This window comes from Sulfurovum sp., assembly GCF_049668085.1.
Classification (GTDB): domain Bacteria; phylum Campylobacterota; class Campylobacteria; order Campylobacterales; family Sulfurovaceae; genus Sulfurovum.
The window spans coordinates 1-17,787 of the sequence record NZ_JBATIY010000168.1 but is presented as its reverse complement, the minus strand read 5'-3'; the positions used below and the strand labels follow the sequence as shown (position 1 = coordinate 17,787).

Here is a 17,787-nt window from a genome sequence, read left to right as displayed (position 1 = left end):
ATCTCACACTGCTCTATATTCCGATACTCTATCGATGGTGGAAAGATGCAGAATTAAGTATCAGTAAAAATATTACACTATTTATCTCTATACTTGCTTTTCTTTTTGTAGATATTCAAGGAAATATACTTTTTATTCCAGAGCTTCGAGAAATTTTTCACCGTAATGATCTTGTAGTAGGGCATTCTCATGTAGCAGTGGGAATAGGGTTACTTTTCTTGTCATTTGCTGTTATAGAGCCATTTTTTAAAATTTCCACACGTAAAGTGCTATTCTTGACTGCAATGTTGTTATTGATGACACTTGTTTTGACAATCAATGGATTCTCTCAGGCAGGATTCTCGAAAGTAGATACCATGACTATCTGGACATGGCGTGCTATGTTTGGTGGATTATTTCTTTTAGGCTTATTGTTTTACTCGAGATTCTTTAATATTTCAGTACAGTTATCTTTCTTAAAAAGGTTAAGACCTTTAGAATGGTATCATCTTATAGGTTTCGCATCAGATGGTCTAGGAGGGTTACTTCTTATTTTATTTGGCACGGCAATTTATGGATTGATAGGTCAGGGGTTTACAGAAGGGTATCATCAGATCGTCTTTGGATTTGTTATGGGTGTCGGACTCATGCATCTTATGGCTTTTTTACGCCCAAATCATGAACATGCTTTGGCTATAGCCACTGTTATTATTCGAACTATTACATCTGCAGGTTTTTTTGCACTCTATAAAGCAGGTGTTCTAGGATGGATCGCATTGGCTATAGCTCTTATTGACTTGCTTTTTGTGCTGGTCTATTTACTTTATTTACAAAAGGAATCATATGAAACAATTACTTCTCATTAGTCTGTTATTGACTGGAAGTCTATTTGCAGACTTTAAAGTTGGAGATACACTCCCGGAAATTAAGCTCTTGGATCAATTTGATCAAGAATTCAAAGTCGAAGATAAAGATACACTTTTGATCATGGCATTTGAAAAAGACCTTTCAGTCGTGGTGAATGAATATCTTAAACAACAGCCTAAAGGTTTTTTAGCCATACATCATGCTAAATTTATCTCTGATATCAGTACAATGCCATCTTTGATCACTTCAATGTTTGCTTTACCAAAGATGAAAAAATATCCATTTTCAGTGATGCTGATCAATGATGATTTTGGAAAACAGTTCAATAGTGTTGAGGGTAAAATCACGGTATATAAACTTAAAAAGAATAAGATAGAAGAGATCATATTTCTTTCTCCTGAAGCTTTCCCAAAGTTCTTTACTGAATAATGAAAACATACCAGCATGGAAAATTTGGAGGTGTGTTGGATAGTTCTCAAAACATCAATTTTTTTCATATTCTCCGATGGAAAATCTTTCAAAATGGAAAACTTTCCTTCTCAACTCCTCCAGTTATTCCCTTGAAGGTAGAACGAGATCTAGAAAGGATACGACAAAAAGAGGATTTTATCTGTTGGCTCTCTCATGCTTCTTTCTTGATTCAATTAGGAGGGAAACGTATCCTTATTGATCCTGTATTTGGTCATATTCCATTTTACAAACGGCAGATAAATGCTCCTTATATTCTGGAGGATTTAGGTGACATTGATTATTTACTGATCTCCCATACTCACTATGATCATTTTGACAAGAAATCTGTTAAAGCACTTGATAGACTAAGACCAAAAGCTTTCGTACCTCTTCATATGTCTAAGCAGATCTTAAAAATGGCTCCAGGCATCAATTGCCATGAACTTGACTGGTATGAGAACTATGAAGATGAAGCACTTACGATAACATTTGTGCCTGCAAGACATTGGGGACGACGAAGTTTATTTGATAAGAACAGGGTGCTATGGGGCGGATATATTTTGACCTATAAAGACCAAAGTATATATTTTGCAGGAGACAGTGCTCCTGGTACACATTTTAAGGAAATAGGGGAACGTTATAAGATTGATATTGCACTCTTGCCAATTGGTGGATATAAACCTGAATTTATCATGAAAGAGAATCATCTTAACCCTCAGCAAGCATTTGATGCATATAAACAACTCAAAGCTAAACGAATGATCCCTATGCATTATGGAACCTTTGATCTAAGTGATGAACCTCTGGATGAACCTTTAGAGTGGATGGAACAAATAGCTGAAAAAAATCCTACTGAAATATGCTTTCTAAATGTAGGGGAAGTCTTCATTTTATAAGTTAGTTATATTTTGGCAGAGTCTGCCAAATTTGTACGTTAATTGTATGCCAACAGCTAACTATTTAATTTAAGATCGCCCATATATGGGGCTTTCAAAGGGTTCAGAATAGATTTCGAGTCTCCTGAGACATAGTGCTCTAAAGCCCTGAAACACGTACCTCTAGAAAAATAAATCCTGGACTCTGCCAAATTTACTCCAATTTTATCGAGAACCCAAGTGTTATTTAGGTCTCGGGAGTCTAGGACTCCCAAGACTTTTTGTAAAATATCTGTTTAGGGGCTCTTTGCGTAGTTCATGAATGGCTTTGCCAACTTTCTATAATGTATTTGTTTTATAAGTGAGGTAAGATAGTCATTATAAGAAGTTGATAGAAAAAATTATCCATATAATCAGCATGATAAGAGTGGAGGTGATATAATAAAGGGTTGTAGCTATACTTATTATTGATCGGAGTTAAAAAAATGAAAGATCACACAATCACAGTTTCTATTTCTGGTGCTGGAGGAAGTGGGACGGTAACAACAGGATTGATCTTACTGAAAAGTATCGCGAATGCCGGTTATTACGGTTATATGTCTAGGTTTTCAGGTCCACAGATACGTGGTGGAGAGTCTGCAGTAATACTAAACTTTTCGAACACTTCTGTTGAGCGTACTGCGCAATACAGTGATTTTCATTTTGCATTGGATTGGCATGGTTTTGAGCGCTTTAGTGATGAGATACCATTGAGCTCACAAAGCTGTATAATATTTGATAACAGTCATGATCAACTTCCTGAAATTGTTGCCGAAACAGGTGCAAAGATCATTGAAGTGAATTTGAAAGAACAAGTGCATAAGCTGAAAGGAAGCCGTTCTAATGCATTCGCTATGGGTATTTTGGCCTCTAAGATAGGATTGCCTTTAGATGCTGTTTTAGAAGCATTGCATCATATATTGGATAAAAAAGGAGAAGAGGTATATCAGAAGACATTTGAAGCCGTCAAGGTGGGGTATAGTCTTCTAGCTGAAAAAGGTTCTCTTCTTGATAATTGGGAGCCTGTTTCTCTTCCTAGATGGAATATAAGCGGTAATGAAGCCTGTGCTCTAGGTGCTTTAAGAGGAGGTATTAAATTTGCTGCAGCATATCCTATTACACCTGCAAGTGATATCGTAGAATATCTTGCTCCACGTTTGGAAAAATATGGAGGTAATGTGATGATCGCTGAAGATGAACTCGCTGCGATCAATATGGCCATTGGTGGTTCTTTTGGTGGAAAACCATCTATGACAGCTACATCAGGTCCCGGGGTATCACTTATGACCGAAGCTCTAGGATTGGCTGTTGCTAGTGAAGTCCCGGTTTTACTGATCAATGTGATGCGTGGTGGTCCTTCAACAGGATTACCTACCAAGTCTGAACAGACAGATCTTAACCAGGCACTTTTTGCCCTGCACGGAGAAGCACCGCATGTGGTGGTTGCTCCTTTGAACATTGCTGATGGTGTACTTACAACACAATGGGCAGTTGGATTGGCTGAACATCTGCAGACATTGGTTATCTTACTTTCGGATCAAAGGATAGGGCAATCACGTGCGATCATTGATGCAGTGCCTGCGAAAGAGTTTGGTTTGAAACGAAAGATAGTTGAAGGGAAAGAGGGTGAACCTTACCAGCGTTATGCTGTGACACCAGATTTTATTTCACCTATGGCTCTTCCAGGTCATATAGGAGGAAATTATGCTGCAGATGGATTGGAGCATACTGTGACCGGAAAGCCTTCTTCCATGGCTTCAGATCATCAGCAGCAGTTAAAAAAACGTGAAGAGAAGATCACCCGATTTGAATATGGTGATATGTGGGCAGCACAGTATTATCATGATAAGAATTCACAGATCGTTGTGATGACATGGGGATCAACATTCACGAATGCACAATTGGCTGTTTCTGAACTTCATAAAGAAGGTTATGCTATAGAGCTTTTAGCATTGCGACTTTTGATGCCACTTCAGGTAGATGCTATTCAAGGGATATGCAAAGATAAAAAGGTCATTATTGTAGAACAGTCCTATTCGGGACAGTTTTATCACTATTGTCTGGGGCAGGGGGCCATTGATTCCTCTGCGTTGATATTGGCAAAACCGGGTCCTTTGGTATTGGGTGCAAATGAGATCAAAACATTTATCAAGGAGGCCATCAAATGAATGAAGTAAAAGAAGAAACCTTAAGTCCTAAGAACTATTTATCTGGTGTACATCCTATATGGTGTCCGGGATGTGGTCACTATTTTGTATTACGTGCACTGACGCAAGCCTTGGCATGGCTTAAGATCCCAAATGAACAGATCGGTCTCATGACTGGTATAGGTTGTTCTTCAAGGATCTCAGCTTATGTAGATGCCTATGGCTTTCATGGAGTACATGGGAGAGCTTTGGCATTAGGTGCAGGCTTGAAAGCTGCACGCCCTGATATGCATGTCATTGTTGCTGGTGGAGATGGCGATGGTTACTCTATCGGAGGCAACCATTTCTTACATGCATGCAGGCGTAATATGGACATAACCTATATTGTCATGGATAATGAAGTCTATGGAATGACAAAAGGACAACCTTCTCCTACCACAGAGCCCGACTGGCAGAGTAAACTTGCTCCTGAAGGAACAGGTATCAGGCGTTTTAATCCCCTTGGTATTGCGTTAGCTTCCGGTGCAAGTTTTATAGCAAGAGGATTTGCTGGAGATCAAAAAGGAGTGAGTAAACTGATAGTAGAGGCTATAGAGCATAAAGGGTTTTCACTGGTTGAGATAAAAAGCCCATGTGTTACATTTAGGCCTGAAGAAAAAGAGTGGCATAAAACCATGCATAAAATGAATATTGAACCAACTGCAGATGTCTTGGAAGCAGCACAGAAAATTCATGGAAATGATGGACTTGATACGGGTATTTTCTATCAGGCAGAATTACCTGTCTTTCAGCCGGATTTTACAGAAGAGAAAAGCATCGTTGATTTTGAAAAGGAGTTTGAAGTATGAGTCACCATAAAGAAAAATATCTTGATTCAATGTGGGTACTTGCCATGATAAATGAAATGATAGAAGAATCCATTTATCATACAGAAACATTTGCACACTCCTTAAAGGCACATCATAATGACAATGCGGCAAAAGTATTTGATCGTACCTGTGAAAAATTCAAAGCAGAACAGAGTATAGTTCAGAACTATACTCTAAATGTTGATTTTCCAAATATCCCTCCTTGGGAAATGCCGTACTCTGAGTATAAACATCCAGCTACAGTATTAATAGATTCTACTTATTTAATGACTGAAGTAGAAGCGTGGAAATTAATGAATGCAATGATAAAAATACATAATAGCTTTTATCATTTTTTACACAAAGAGACCAAGGAAGGTGATGTATACCACATTATAGATGAATTAGTAAACCATTGCAATCAATGTACACAGGAAAATAAAGAACAAGAACTTAATGCAGAAGCTAATAGAGGTTACCTGTGAGTGATAATATCAGTTATCGAAAAAAGCTACAACTATTCTGTGGTGAGTTACAAGAAAGTAGTCTTTAATGCAAACACTTTTTTATGTTGGTATTATTTTTGTATCAGGTTCATTGGTAGCATGGTTAAGTACAAAAATAGGATTGCCAAAAGTGGTAGGTTATTTACTTTTAGGGCTTATAATAGGACCTGAAATTCTAGGGATTATACCAGTACACTTTATAAAAGACACGCAGATCATTGTTGACTTGGCACTATCATTGATTGCTGTTATGGTTGGATCAAATCTAAAATATAGCACACTAAAAGGAATGGGGAAACAGATTGTATCAATCACATTTTTTGAAGCAACATTTGCATTTTTATTTGTTAGTATCGGGTTATATATACTTTCAGGCTTCTTTGGATTTTCTTCAGAACAAAGCTTTGTCATTTCTATTCTCTTCGGTGGACTTGCTTCTGCGACAGCTCCAGCAGTAAGTATTGCAGTTGTGCGTGAACTCAAAGCCAAAGGAAAACTTACATCTACGTTACTTGCTGTTGTTGCTTCTGATGATGCTCTGGCTTTGATATTTTTTACTTTTTCAATTATATTAGGTGGAATTTTTCTTGGAAATAGTGATGTCTCCTTTGCAGTATTTTTTGATATGCTTAAGATTATTATACTCAGTGCAATTGTCGGTACGGTTGGTGCATTCATCTCAGATATGATCGATAAACTTTTTGGACATCATAAAGGTATGGAGACTATCTCAACTATAGGTATGGTATTTATCGTTTTTGGTTTAAGTAACTATTGGCACCTTGAGCCACTATTGGCAACGTTGTTGATGGGAGCTGTCCTGACCAATATTTCTAGTGATTTTTATTTGGTAGAAGAGGAAATTGATAACCATCTTGAAGAGATTATATTTATGCTCTTTTTTATTTTATCAGCTATGCATCTGGACCTTAGTGCGCTTACCACTATGCCTCTGCTAATTTGTGCTTATATTATATTTCGATTTTCAGGAAAAGTATCTGGTGCATGGTTGGGGTCAAAAATAACCAAAGCAGATAAAAATATTCAAACTTATTTGGGTCTTGGACTTTTTCCTCAGGCAGGTGTTGCGATAGGATTGGCACTTTCTCTTCAGCACAATACAGATTTTGAAAGCATTGCCCCTTTGATCTTAAATGTAATCATTGCTACAACAGTGATACATGAGCTTATAGGACCTATATTGATAAAATATATTTTAAAAAAGTCCGGGGATTGCGGAATGGAGAAATCTCTATGAAGCTTCTAGAATGATACAAAATTTAAGAACAATGGGTTTATGGTCTGCAGTGTCGATTGGCGTGGGAGCTATGATAGGTGCAGGCATTTTTGCCTTGGTCGGCTTAGCGATAGAAATGGCCGGGAACCTTGCATATCTCTCATTTTTAATTGCTGGTGTCATTGCTTTATTTAATGCCTATTCGGCGGCTCATCTCTCTAAAAGATACCCTAGCAGAGGTGGTAGGGTAAAATTCTTGATCGAAGCATTTGGCAGTGGAATTACCAGTGGTGGGCTCAACCTGTTAATGTGGATAGGCTATATTATTGTCACATCACTCTATGCTAGTGCTTTTGCCCATTATGCATTAAGTCTGATTAGTGTAGATGTTTCCATCGTCTGGTACCATATACTTGTTTCATCTATTGTTATAGTATTTCTTGTTGTTAATTTAATTGGTGCAGAGTTTGTTGGAAAACTGGAACTTTTCATTGTTTCCGTCAAAGTTCTCATTTTACTTGGTTTTTCAGTGATAGGCCTTTTCTTTGTAGATCCCCAACGGCTGACTGTAGTGGAAGAAGTTTCTTTAGCAGGTATTATTACTGCCTCCGGGTTGGTTTTTGTGGCTTATGAAGGCTTCGGTTTAATTGCTAATACTGCGCAGGATATAAAAAATCCACAAAAAAATCTGATTCGAGCCTTTTACATCAGTGTTATACTCGTGATTATTGTCTATCTGCTTGTAATAATTTCAGTGCTGGGAAATCTTGATACCAGTGTCATTATAGAATCTAAAGAGTATGTTATCGCAAAAGCTGCTGAACCATTCTTGGGTGAAGCGGGGTTTGTTATTATGGCCATTGCAGCCATGTTTTCTGCAGCTTCAGCCATTAATGCAACACTTTATGCGCCCTCTTATATGGTTTGTGAGACGGCTAAAGCAGGACAGTTACCAAAGCTATTGAGAAAAACGTTCTTAAACAGAGAATCTGGAGTTTCTTTATTTGTTACTGCCTTTTTAGTACTGTTCTTTGCCAATAATTTTGAACTGAAAAATATTGCAGAACTTGGCAGCATCATATTTTTGTTTATTTATGCATTTGTCAATATCGCACACTTGAAGCTAATCAAGGAAACCAACGCAAAACGAAGTCCAATAATAATAGCACTGCTGGGGAATATTTTTGCATTAAGTGCTTTATTGTACTACGTTTATGAACACTCAATATTGACACTTGTAGTATTTATCTTTGTTTTGATAATTAGCTATCTATTTGAATCTATTTATTTAAGAATAATGCTATCTAAACCCGGAAGAAAACAAGATATAACGAAAAACTTAAAAGAGTTTTCGTCTCGAGCAGTTCTTCAAAACGGTACTTTAGTACATTTACGTGCCATAAGAGAAGACGATAAACAGCGCCTAATTAATGGGTTTCACAGATTAACAGGTAAATCAATATATTTTCGTTTTTTTAGTGGCAAAAAAAAGCTTACACAACAAGAATTGAAATACTTTACAGAAATTGATTTTGAACATCATGTAGCTTTAGTTGCAACTCTTATAAACGATGGAGAAGAAGAGATCATAGGTGTTGGCCGGTATGTTGAATTGGAAGATAAGGGTAAAGAAAAAATTGCGGAAGTAGCTTTTGCTATAGATGATGCACATCAGCATTTAGGACTTGGTTCCTTATTGTTTGAGCATCTTGTGACATTTGCACAGAAAAATGGGATATCAAAATTCGTAGCAGATGTATTATTTGAGAATAAAAAGATGCTAGAAATATTTGAACATAGCGGCTTTAAGCTTGATATGGCGATCGAGCATGGCGTAATTCATATTGTATTCAGTATAGCGAAACAGGAATTTAATTGATATGATGTAAAGTAGAATACTGGTTGGTAAAAATCCTACTTACAGGTAATAAAACAGCTCTTTGGAAAAATCCCAAGTATTTACAGGCACATTAATTTTTCTCTTTTTGCAATAAGAGATACTCTATCAATCTGCCTTGTACATATGCACTTATCAAAATATAAACGGATAAAATAGTTGTAAAGATCAATCCGAAGTAATCGATCATGAGTGGCAAAAGAGGTAGCTTGATGGCTCTGGCATAAAAAAATGTTGTGATTAGTCCATCTCTTAATCCATGGCTTTTCATATCCTGAAGCATAGGGTACCAAGCATAAATAGGACCATGGCTTATGATACCTCCAAGAAGTGCATAGAACCATCCCACCATCCCACTCTTTTTACCAAAATATTTTATAATCTGTTGTGGTTTTAAAAAGTAGTTGATTACTGCAGTTAAAATGATGACGACCAAAAAAATAGGGATAAGTTTAAGCAGAACCAAGCCTCCCTTTTCTAAAGCGGTTGCTGCTTTTTCACTATTTATGAAAAAAAGAACAAGATAGAGAAAAACAACCAATAGAAAAAATTTAGTGCCTTTGAACTGAAGTTTCATTTTATAAATCCAAGAGTTTCTACTGTAGCTATTGCAATGATTATTGTTGCAAAGAAGGAGAGTAGATTTCGATATAGTGTGAAGCGAAATCCTAAAGCTGATGCTTCTGCCGGGAGCTGGATAAATCCTAGTGTTACCCATGAGAGGATAAACGCCGTGACTGCATAAAGTGAAGTTCCTTCTTCAAGTAGTTCCCCTCCGACAACATAACTGATCGAAGGATTACCTGAAGATATGGCACCAGTAAATGTACCAATTAGTGTATCGATGAACATTCCATTTCCAAATGCAGAACTCAACATGTCAGGCGTTATATAGATCTGCATGATACCAACCAATCCTATGACTCCAAGGAGCATTGGTGACATTGATACAAATCCGAATGCCGATTTTTTTAGTACTTGGATAAATGATGGATTCTCTTTATTATTCAAAAAATAATCTCCTTTATTGTGAACAGACATAATCCAAAATATACTCTCTAATACCTATCTATTTAGAAAAGACGATAACAATCGCTACCATGATTCCTGCTCCTAGGGCAATAAAACTAAATCTTGCATGCTCCTTCTCTGCCTGAGGTAGAAGGTGAGTGGCCCCAACATATACCAATGCACCAGCAGAGATGGAGAGCAGTGTACCCAAGAGAGGTTTCTCTATCTGACTTACAAAAGGATAGGAGACAAGCATTCCCAAAGGCGTTGTCAAAGCTGCAGCAAAAAAAGCAAGGAGAAATGCTGTTTTCTCACTAAACCCTGCACGTAAAAGAAGAAGGTATGTGATGATACCTTCAGGAAATTCATGCAACACCATTCCCGTAGCTGTCAACGCTCCCGTGAACATACTGACACTGAATGTAACGGAATAAATAAATCCATCGATAAACGAATGAAGACCAATGCCTAACATAGGGATCAGCCCTATGGCATAATTACTTTTAGCATTTTTATCACATACAAACGCGGTAACAAAACGGTTAAAAAAGTGCATACTTAAAAATCCGATAAGTAGAAACATCGGGGCATTTGGATTCATTTCAAAAGACTTGGGGATAATGTGTAAGAAAGAGACAGAGATCAGTACACCGGCGGCAAAGCATACAAAATAGATACTGTTTTTCTCACCCCATTTTTTAAAATGTCTGATAACATAAATACCTAGCGTTGTCACTATGGCTGCAAGAGAACTGGCACTCAAAACGACCCAAAATGTTTCATCCATATTATCTCCTTCACTATTTATAATATTATCATAAATAGTGTATGTGTGAAATTTTTTATCTGCTCAAGCATATGAAATATATCATCAGTTGTCATCTTTAAATAGGATTAAAAATAGATGATAATTTATCTGGTGCAATAAATTGTATAGAGACTATTTTATTCTTATGAATTCTGTAAACTGTTATTTTTCCCTTTTTTTGACTAAAGTTCCTCCCATAATCATCATAAATGAGCATAATAGGAAAAGGATATTTTTTCATTTTTGGTAATGCTATCCATGATGTTACCAAAGAAGGCATCTTACTGATATCAGAAATATACTTAGCCTGGTTTTTCTTTAAAAAGTCTGTGGTTTGCACTTCAAGATACTGCTTAACTTTTTCTGCGATATCTTTTTCGAATGTTAGAATCAGTAATTTGTCTTTCCCATTCACCTGATGTTGCTTTTCGAACTGATCTGCTAAGGTGATCTTGGGGAGTGTGTCTCCTACGCTAAACTCAGCAAAAAGTATCGTGCTGAAGAATAATAAATAGAGTGTGATATAAAGTTTCATATTCTTCCTTTTATCTATCTGCCAATTGTATTGAGCAGATAAGCCAAACTTCCAGATACTATCATAACAGCGATAAACGCTATGATAATATTTTTTAGTTTACTTTTAGAGATCGGTTTTTCATAATCATCTATATCTTTAAGATTTGGTTCCATATTGTATCCTTTGTGTAAAATTTTAGAATGTATTACATTATTTCAATCTATATTATAGATATAGCATAGTATCGTTAATAATCATATTTGTACAAAACGCTTATCTGATCTCTTGAGCTTTACCTCCTGATCTGATGATTGCATCCAGCCTGACTTGGTTTCCCCGTCTATTTTGTCAAAGTTTTCTATATAGGGTTTGATATCTAAAAGAGGTGTTCTGTCAAGTACATCTATACCTTTGATGGTGACGATATTATCTTCAACTTTTACCAGCTCAACGACTGAAAGCCCTAAGTTATTGGGATGCATAGGTGATCTTGTAGCAAAAACGCCTCTGGGTGTATGTGTTTTATCATTGTAGGGTACGACAGTCAGTGCTGGCTTTTTGAGTTTGTGAAAATAGTAAATCAAGTAGAGATGGGAAAACCCATCTAGATCTTTCAATCCCTCTTCATACTTTTTTTCAAACTCAATGGTCGCATAGACATCTTGTGCACCTCTTGGCTGAATAGGCATATCGACCAGCTCTTTAAACGGGGTGTGAATCGTTGCAAGTGGCTTGAATGTAAAATTCATCGTTCCACCGTCATGATAAATTTGATCGCACAATCAACTCTTTGAGAAATATCTTTTCCTTCCATATCCATAAAATCTATCTGGATTGCATAGACTTTTTTCCCCTGATAAGCAAAAGTAAAATGCAAATATCCAGCATAAAGTTTACTTTTTGCTGTTTTTTTCCCAGGATCTGCTTTGTCATTTTCATAGATATAGTAATCTATATCTACGTTATCTCCTACTGTGGAAGATAACGTTTTATATTTTTTTAGGGCATTGTGAACCAAATTGTCTACTTCTTCAAGCTTGACATGGGTAAACATGCGTGTTGGCATATACTTTGCTTCCTCTATACTTGAAGAGAGGTTGTATGCTCCAGTATGAATTGCATTTTGAACTTTTTGAAGTAAATTATGGTTATAAACTTTTTCAAAAACGATAGAGTTCTTATGACAAGCAATACGTTGTGCATTTGGCCCTTTATGTGCTGTTTTCTGAAAAACAAAAAATCCGATAAGCACAATAAATAATAACGTAAGGAAAGTATAAATATATTTCATTTTTTCTGTTCTTCTTTTGTTTCTAAATTTTCTTCCAAATGCTCAATATTAAGCATCACAAATTTATAAGATATAAATATCACAACAGGCCATGAGGTATACCATAGCATTGCGGCTGTATAATCTAGATTTTCCATAATTCTTCCTTTATATTTTAATAATGGTGATGGTCTGACTCGACCTCTTCACTTGTGATCTTTTCTTTATCCATAGACTTCCATACCAGATAGATATACCCCAGTACAAAAGGTACCATCAGTGAAACATAACTCATTGCTGTGAGTGTATAGTGGCTGCCTGAGCTATTTTCTATGGTGAGGGAACTGCCAATGTCACTAAGTGATGGGTAGATAGTTGTTTGGTTAAATCCAAGTAGGCTTAGCAGACTTACCACTGTCAGTACTGTACCAACTCCTGAAAACCAGATGCCTTTTGTCGATGCGTTAAACAAAGTGCTATAAAAAGCATACAGTACCAAGAATGCTCCAGCAAGTAATGAAATCAATATGATCGGTGTTTCAATCAGATTCGTTAAAAACTTGTGATTTACTATCTCAAAGCCTGTTTCAGTGTATGAGACACCGCTGATCATACAAAGTGTGACTACAACAACAAGAAAGAATGTCAAGAAAAGCAGCGCATCCATTTTAAGTTGTTGTCTTGCTCTTTGTACGATGGTTGTTTCATTAATATTGTTAATAAAATACAAACTAGCCTGTGAACGTGCCAAAAAGAAGATAGTTAAACCAAATGCCACATTAAAGGGGTTTAAGACAGCTTCAAGTCCGTAAGTATGATTTGTCCATGATGAAAGGTTCATATCATTTTTAATAAAGTTTGCACCCGTGTAAAACGTAGCCAATGCAATACCTATAAGAATAATACCCACAGAACCATTGATATATAAAAACCATTCATATGTTTTTTGTCCTAAAAAATTATTAGGCTTTTTACGATATTCATAGGAGACTGCTTGTATGATAAAACAAAAAAGTATTGCCATCCATACATAATAAGCACCTCCAAAACTCACTGCATAGAGTAAAGGAAACGCTGCAAAGAGTGCCCCACCAAACATGACTAAACTGGTAAAACCAAGTTCCCATTTACGGCCAAGAGAAGCGATAATGACATTTTTTTCTTCTTCTGTTTTGGCTAAAGTATTGAGCAGTGTCTGTCCACCTTGCACAAACATCAAAAATACAAATAGTCCACCGAGCAAGGCTACTATAAACCACCAGTACTGTTGTAGTGTTAAGAGAGATAAAGTTTCAAACATATTAGTGTTCCTCCATTCCTTTTTTAATTTGTGTGGTCATGATGCGTATCTCTGCAATGAGCAGTCCCGTAAAGGTTATGGCAAAAAGCCAAAACGTTGTTTGTACTGCTGTAGTACTGACCTGTGAGGTGGCCATACCCACCGGTAACATCTCGAAGATAGCCCATGGCTGTCTTCCGACTTCTGCAACGATCCAACCCATCTCTCCTGCAATATATCCCAAAGGGATAGAAAATAACGCCGCTCGTAGCAACATTTTTTGCTTATCTAACTTTCCTACCATACTAAAGTAAAGCAAGAAGAAAAAGAGTGCTAAAAACCAAGTACCTAAGCCAACCATGATATGAAAACTGTAAAAGGTCAGTGCCACAGGAGGGATGATGTCTTTAGGGTCTTTCAAATAACCATATCCAAAATACTTCTCATGTGCTCTAAATTCTTCTAGTGCTTTTTGTGCTCCTGCTTTATCTCCATCTTTTTTAGCTTTTTTATAGGCTTTAAGTGCTGCTATGGCTATCTTCCCTTTTTCTATCTTTTTAATGGCAGGCTCTATGTTATGATGGTCCATATCGCCATAGACAAGATTATTGATACCAGGAACAAAGGCATTCATATCATGAAAACCAAGTAGTGAGAGTGCTCTAGGTATTTCAATACTCCAAAAGAACTCTTCTTGATCATCTCCTATCTCTTTATTATGATTGAGTTGTCCTATAGCCACGATACCGGCACGTTTATGACCATCATAAAGTCCTTCCATGGCTGCAAGCTTTGAGGGTTGGGTTAGGGCTACTTGATGTGCAGCTTCATCTCCTGTAAAGATGAGAAAGATAGAAGTGATAAGTCCAAACGTCGCACCTACAACCATACTCTTCTTTGCTTTGACCACATCTTTGTTTTTGAGGAGATACCACGCAGAGATACCCACTACAAATAAAGCCCCCATCACATAGCCACTACCTACTGTATGTAAAAATTTAGAATAGGCATTGGGGTTAAAGAGTACATCAAAGAAACTCACCATTTCAAAACGTGCAGTGTCAAGGTTGAACTCCATACCTATAGGATGCTGCATCCAACCATTGGCTACCAAGATCCAGAGTGCTGAGAGATTTGATCCGATCGCCACTAGCCATGTGGATAGCAGGTGCATCTTCTTACTGACCTTATCCCAACCAAAGAACATCACGGCAAAGAAAGTAGACTCCATAAAAAATGCCATAATACCCTCTATAGCAAGAGGTGCACCAAAGATGTCACCTACGATCCATGAGTAATTAGACCAATTGGTACCAAACTCAAACTCCATGATGATCCCGGTTGCCAAACCTATGGCAAAATTAATGGCAAACAGTGTCATCCAAAACTTGGTGATCTCTTTCCAAATGACATTACCGGTCTTCACATAAATGGTCTCCATAATTGCCATGATAAAAGAGAGCCCCAAAGTAAGTGGCACAAAAAGCCAATGATATAAAGCAGTCATGGCAAATTGTGCTCGTGACCAATCTGTTAAAAGTGTATCTTCCATTTTTATTCCTTATGTGTTGTTAAACTTTGAAGTACATGTTCAGCTCTTTCACTGTCATTGGAAAAATTCTCTTTTAAAAAGTTGGGGAAAAAAAGGATTTTCATAATGACAAAAAAAATCACAAATTTGATACCGATAATCGCCCAGAGGCGTTTACCCAGTTTCATGTTCTTAAATCCTTCCAGATAAAACCGGAAAACTTTATTAATGGTTGTTATGATGTTCATGTCTGTATCCATGGTGATGATCATGCGGGTGTCTGATCTCATGATGCGAAATGATCTTTGCCATACCGGAGTCATCAAGCAAAGGCAGAGCATTCTCTTCAAACTTCTTCAAAACATCATCCAACAAAATACGCTCAAAACCTGAATGATAGAGTTTTATTGTCCCAAGCTTCTGAATGACACTATACGGCCCATGTCCCATCTCTTGCATGATAATCGTATCTACACCTATTTCATGAAACCACTCTATCACTGCACGTCCCCCATCCGAAGGGTTTGGTTCTAGGGTTACTTTGCCGTCTTTAACGATAGCAAACCACTTAGCCTTACCAAATAGTGGGGCTACAGGTGGGTTCTCTTTGTTCATTTTTACAGGTATTGCTATTTTCATTTTGATTCCCTTTTAGGGATAAATTTTCCGCAACCTTTATCTGGTGTCCCACCGAAACGTTTAACCGCACTTGCTGTACCATTTTCGTAAATAGCGGGTCTTTCGCACTTTGGTACTTCTACGCACTCCATATTGCTACATCCTATATCTTCTGCTACTGCCATTTTCTTTCCTTTGTTTATTGTTCTGGTTGAGTCATAATAATCGCTTTACCATGCAGTAAGGCATCTGAGACCTTTTTGTGTGCTTGTTGAAGTATTCTAGAGAAGGTAGTACGGGAAACTCCCATTTTGTCTGCACACTCCTGTTGGTAGAGACCTTCATAGTCACTGAGACGTATGGCTTCCATTTCATCTTCATCTAAAGTCATTTTATCAAGGAACTTACCTCTTACTCCACAAGGTTTAAAACATACATGTGAGTGGTTTTTTTCTATTTGACGTCTAATTTTCTTTCTTCCAAATTGCTGCATAGGCCACCTTTATATTTGAACATATGTCCAAAATGTTAGGTATTGTATCTAATAAAATTACGAATGTCAATAAAAACTATAATTATTATAATATCGAGTTATACTTACTATTGAAAATATGTTGCCAACCTCTCCAAACATCTGTAAGAAATCCCTATTTCCTTATACTGGTTCGTATTCTATAGGTTTTTTGTACGGCCCTTCTATTTGTATCTTAGGTTATAATAACTATTATATATAATTATGTTAATATGGCGAAAAATAAAGGAGAATCCTATCAAACATGTTTTAATTAAAATAGTGCTTTTCCTTTTATCTTTAAAAAACTCTATACATATTTACCATATAAAATTAAGACAGGATACCTCTATGAAAATAATACACAGACTCATACTTATGGGACTACTATGTAGCGTTAGCTATGCTGAGAATAGTACATTTCAAATCACGTATGAAAACTTTGATTTTACTCATTCTAAAAAGAAAGATAATGGAAAAAGATATGATGTATTGGCAGGCTACCAAGCCGATAATTCACTTTATCAGTTCATGTATGAAAAGACCGATACTGAGACATTTCAGCCACCTTTGACAAAAAATCTTCACGTGAATAAATATTATTTCAAATACAATTATATATTAGAAAATAAAGATACTGTTAGTGTGAGTTATGCAAGTATAGATGACAATATTATGGAAGAGACTGACGGTGGGCATATTTATGGCTTAGGTTATAAGAGTGGTGCTTTTGGTTTGAACCAATATATTAGTGATTATACCAACTTTAATGTCTATCAGACAGATCTTAAATTTACATTTAAAAAATCATTTTCCGAGATTAAAACATCTACAACACTGATAGGAAAATATATTCATATACAAGATAAAAACAGCAACAACTTTTCTACAAATGCCCAAGAAGATTATATTACACCAGGTATGAAAATACATTTACATTATAAAGATTATCATATGGGTGCAGGGGCATTTTTTGGTAAAAGAGCCTTTGCTGTAATGAATGATGGATTTAGAGTACAGCATCATGCGATGGAGTTTGAAGAAACCTATATGCTTGGATTTGGAAAACATTTTACTGATGTGGATGTTAACTTAAAATATGTCTATCAAAAAGCAACAGAATTACCAATAAATAACGATAATGTCGAAGTCAAAAATATTATTATTCAAATGGTATTTCATTTTGACTAGATACTAACTGCGCTCTATATAAACCTAATGTAAAGTGAATTCTTTAATTTATAAAAAGAAAGAAGAATTTAAAATATCTTATTTTCACAACCGTATAAAATATATAAATTTATAAGGTTTTTATAGTTTGGCAGACTCTGCCAAATTAGTACGTTATTTATATGCCAACAGCCAACTATTTATATTATGATTAGCTGTAGATAGGG

22 protein-coding genes and 1 pseudogene are annotated in these 17,787 nt (G+C 36.4%); 9 read left to right on the top strand and 14 right to left on the bottom strand.

The window, feature by feature from the left end:
- From WBM70_RS10200 to WBM70_RS10165, 8 genes and pseudogenes are all read left to right on the top strand, one after another.
- A pseudogene (locus tag WBM70_RS10200) lies at positions 1-845 on the top strand (hypothetical protein); the annotation flags it as partial.
- Positions 823-1,275 carry a hypothetical protein gene (locus tag WBM70_RS10195; protein ID WP_424558399.1) on the top strand — a complete coding sequence of 151 codons (453 nt, stop codon included), beginning with the start codon at positions 823-825 and terminating at the stop codon, positions 1,273-1,275. The pseudogene WBM70_RS10200 and the gene WBM70_RS10195, both read left to right, overlap by 23 nt.
- On the top strand, positions 1,275-2,192 hold the full coding sequence (locus WBM70_RS10190; protein WP_424558398.1) for an MBL fold metallo-hydrolase: 918 nt from the start codon (positions 1,275-1,277) through the stop codon (positions 2,190-2,192). The genes WBM70_RS10195 and WBM70_RS10190 overlap by 1 nt, the downstream gene beginning before the upstream one ends.
- Before the next feature lie 464 nt (positions 2,193-2,656).
- A complete protein-coding gene (locus tag WBM70_RS10185; protein WP_424558397.1) occupies positions 2,657-4,378 on the top strand; it encodes a 2-oxoacid:acceptor oxidoreductase subunit alpha in 1,722 nt (573 codons plus the stop codon).
- Positions 4,375-5,205 carry a 2-oxoacid:ferredoxin oxidoreductase subunit beta gene (locus WBM70_RS10180; protein WP_424558396.1) on the top strand — a complete coding sequence of 277 codons (831 nt, stop codon included), beginning with the start codon at positions 4,375-4,377 and terminating at the stop codon, positions 5,203-5,205. Before WBM70_RS10185 ends, WBM70_RS10180 begins: the two co-directional genes overlap by 4 nt.
- Positions 5,202-5,690, top strand: a complete 489-nt coding sequence (locus tag WBM70_RS10175; protein ID WP_424558395.1) for a hypothetical protein — start codon at positions 5,202-5,204, stop codon at positions 5,688-5,690. Before WBM70_RS10180 ends, WBM70_RS10175 begins: the two co-directional genes overlap by 4 nt.
- 67 nt (positions 5,691-5,757) lie before the next feature.
- Positions 5,758-6,969, top strand: coding sequence for a cation:proton antiporter (locus WBM70_RS10170; RefSeq protein WP_424558394.1), 1,212 nt, complete (start codon positions 5,758-5,760; stop codon positions 6,967-6,969).
- 10 nt (positions 6,970-6,979) lie between these two features.
- Positions 6,980-8,827, top strand: coding sequence for an amino acid permease (locus tag WBM70_RS10165; protein WP_424558393.1), 1,848 nt, complete (start codon positions 6,980-6,982; stop codon positions 8,825-8,827).
- Between the two features lie 91 nt (positions 8,828-8,918).
- On the opposite strand, the gene WBM70_RS10160 is transcribed toward WBM70_RS10165, so the two are convergent.
- The 14 genes from WBM70_RS10160 to WBM70_RS10095 form a co-directional block, all read right to left on the bottom strand.
- On the bottom strand, positions 8,919-9,422 hold the full coding sequence (locus tag WBM70_RS10160) for a permease (RefSeq protein ID WP_424558392.1): 504 nt from the start codon (positions 9,420-9,422) through the stop codon (positions 8,919-8,921).
- The gene (locus WBM70_RS10155; RefSeq protein ID WP_424558391.1) at positions 9,419-9,856 is read right to left on the bottom strand and encodes a permease; all 438 of its coding nucleotides are present in this window, start codon (positions 9,854-9,856) and stop codon (positions 9,419-9,421) included. The genes WBM70_RS10160 and WBM70_RS10155 overlap by 4 nt, the downstream gene beginning before the upstream one ends.
- A gap of 58 nt (positions 9,857-9,914) precedes the next feature.
- A complete protein-coding gene (locus tag WBM70_RS10150; protein ID WP_424558390.1) occupies positions 9,915-10,643 on the bottom strand; it encodes a ZIP family metal transporter in 729 nt (242 codons plus the stop codon).
- A gap of 97 nt (positions 10,644-10,740) precedes the next feature.
- Positions 10,741-11,199, bottom strand: coding sequence for a hypothetical protein (locus WBM70_RS10145; protein ID WP_424558389.1), 459 nt, complete (start codon positions 11,197-11,199; stop codon positions 10,741-10,743).
- Positions 11,200-11,213: 14 nt separating this feature from the next.
- Positions 11,214-11,354 (bottom strand): hypothetical protein, encoded by a 141-nt coding sequence (locus WBM70_RS10140; protein WP_424558388.1) that lies wholly within the window; start codon positions 11,352-11,354, stop codon positions 11,214-11,216.
- A gap of 81 nt (positions 11,355-11,435) precedes the next feature.
- Positions 11,436-11,930, bottom strand: a complete 495-nt coding sequence (tsaA, locus tag WBM70_RS10135) for a tRNA (N6-threonylcarbamoyladenosine(37)-N6)-methyltransferase TrmO (RefSeq protein WP_424558387.1) — start codon at positions 11,928-11,930, stop codon at positions 11,436-11,438.
- Positions 11,927-12,472, bottom strand: coding sequence for a hypothetical protein (locus WBM70_RS10130; RefSeq protein WP_424558386.1), 546 nt, complete (start codon positions 12,470-12,472; stop codon positions 11,927-11,929). Before WBM70_RS10130 ends, tsaA begins: the two co-directional genes overlap by 4 nt.
- The gene (locus WBM70_RS10125; RefSeq protein ID WP_424558400.1) at positions 12,469-12,609 is read right to left on the bottom strand and encodes a hypothetical protein; all 141 of its coding nucleotides are present in this window, start codon (positions 12,607-12,609) and stop codon (positions 12,469-12,471) included. The genes WBM70_RS10130 and WBM70_RS10125 overlap by 4 nt, the downstream gene beginning before the upstream one ends.
- Positions 12,610-12,626: 17 nt before the next feature.
- Complete coding sequence (locus tag WBM70_RS10120) at positions 12,627-13,751, bottom strand: cytochrome d ubiquinol oxidase subunit II (protein ID WP_424558385.1); 1,125 nt, start codon at positions 13,749-13,751, stop codon at positions 12,627-12,629.
- A gap of 1 nt (position 13,752) precedes the next feature.
- A complete protein-coding gene (locus WBM70_RS10115) occupies positions 13,753-15,282 on the bottom strand; it encodes a cytochrome ubiquinol oxidase subunit I (protein ID WP_424558384.1) in 1,530 nt (509 codons plus the stop codon).
- Between the two features lie 2 nt (positions 15,283-15,284).
- Entirely contained in the window at positions 15,285-15,509 is a 225-nt protein-coding gene (locus tag WBM70_RS10110) for a DUF4492 domain-containing protein (protein ID WP_424558383.1), read from the bottom strand.
- Positions 15,487-15,900, bottom strand: a complete 414-nt coding sequence (locus WBM70_RS10105) for a NifB/NifX family molybdenum-iron cluster-binding protein (RefSeq protein WP_424558382.1) — start codon at positions 15,898-15,900, stop codon at positions 15,487-15,489. Before WBM70_RS10105 ends, WBM70_RS10110 begins: the two co-directional genes overlap by 23 nt.
- Positions 15,897-16,064 carry a hypothetical protein gene (locus WBM70_RS10100; RefSeq protein ID WP_424558381.1) on the bottom strand — a complete coding sequence of 56 codons (168 nt, stop codon included), beginning with the start codon at positions 16,062-16,064 and terminating at the stop codon, positions 15,897-15,899. Before WBM70_RS10100 ends, WBM70_RS10105 begins: the two co-directional genes overlap by 4 nt.
- A 14-nt stretch (positions 16,065-16,078) precedes the next feature.
- Positions 16,079-16,372: a DUF134 domain-containing protein gene (locus WBM70_RS10095; protein ID WP_424558380.1), complete on the bottom strand. Its 294-nt coding sequence runs from the start codon at positions 16,370-16,372 to the stop codon at positions 16,079-16,081.
- 369 nt (positions 16,373-16,741) lie between these two features.
- On the opposite strand from WBM70_RS10095, the gene WBM70_RS10090 reads away from it, so the two are divergent.
- Positions 16,742-17,581, top strand: coding sequence for a hypothetical protein (locus WBM70_RS10090; RefSeq protein ID WP_424558379.1), 840 nt, complete (start codon positions 16,742-16,744; stop codon positions 17,579-17,581).
- The last annotated feature ends 206 nt before the right edge of the window (positions 17,582-17,787 follow it).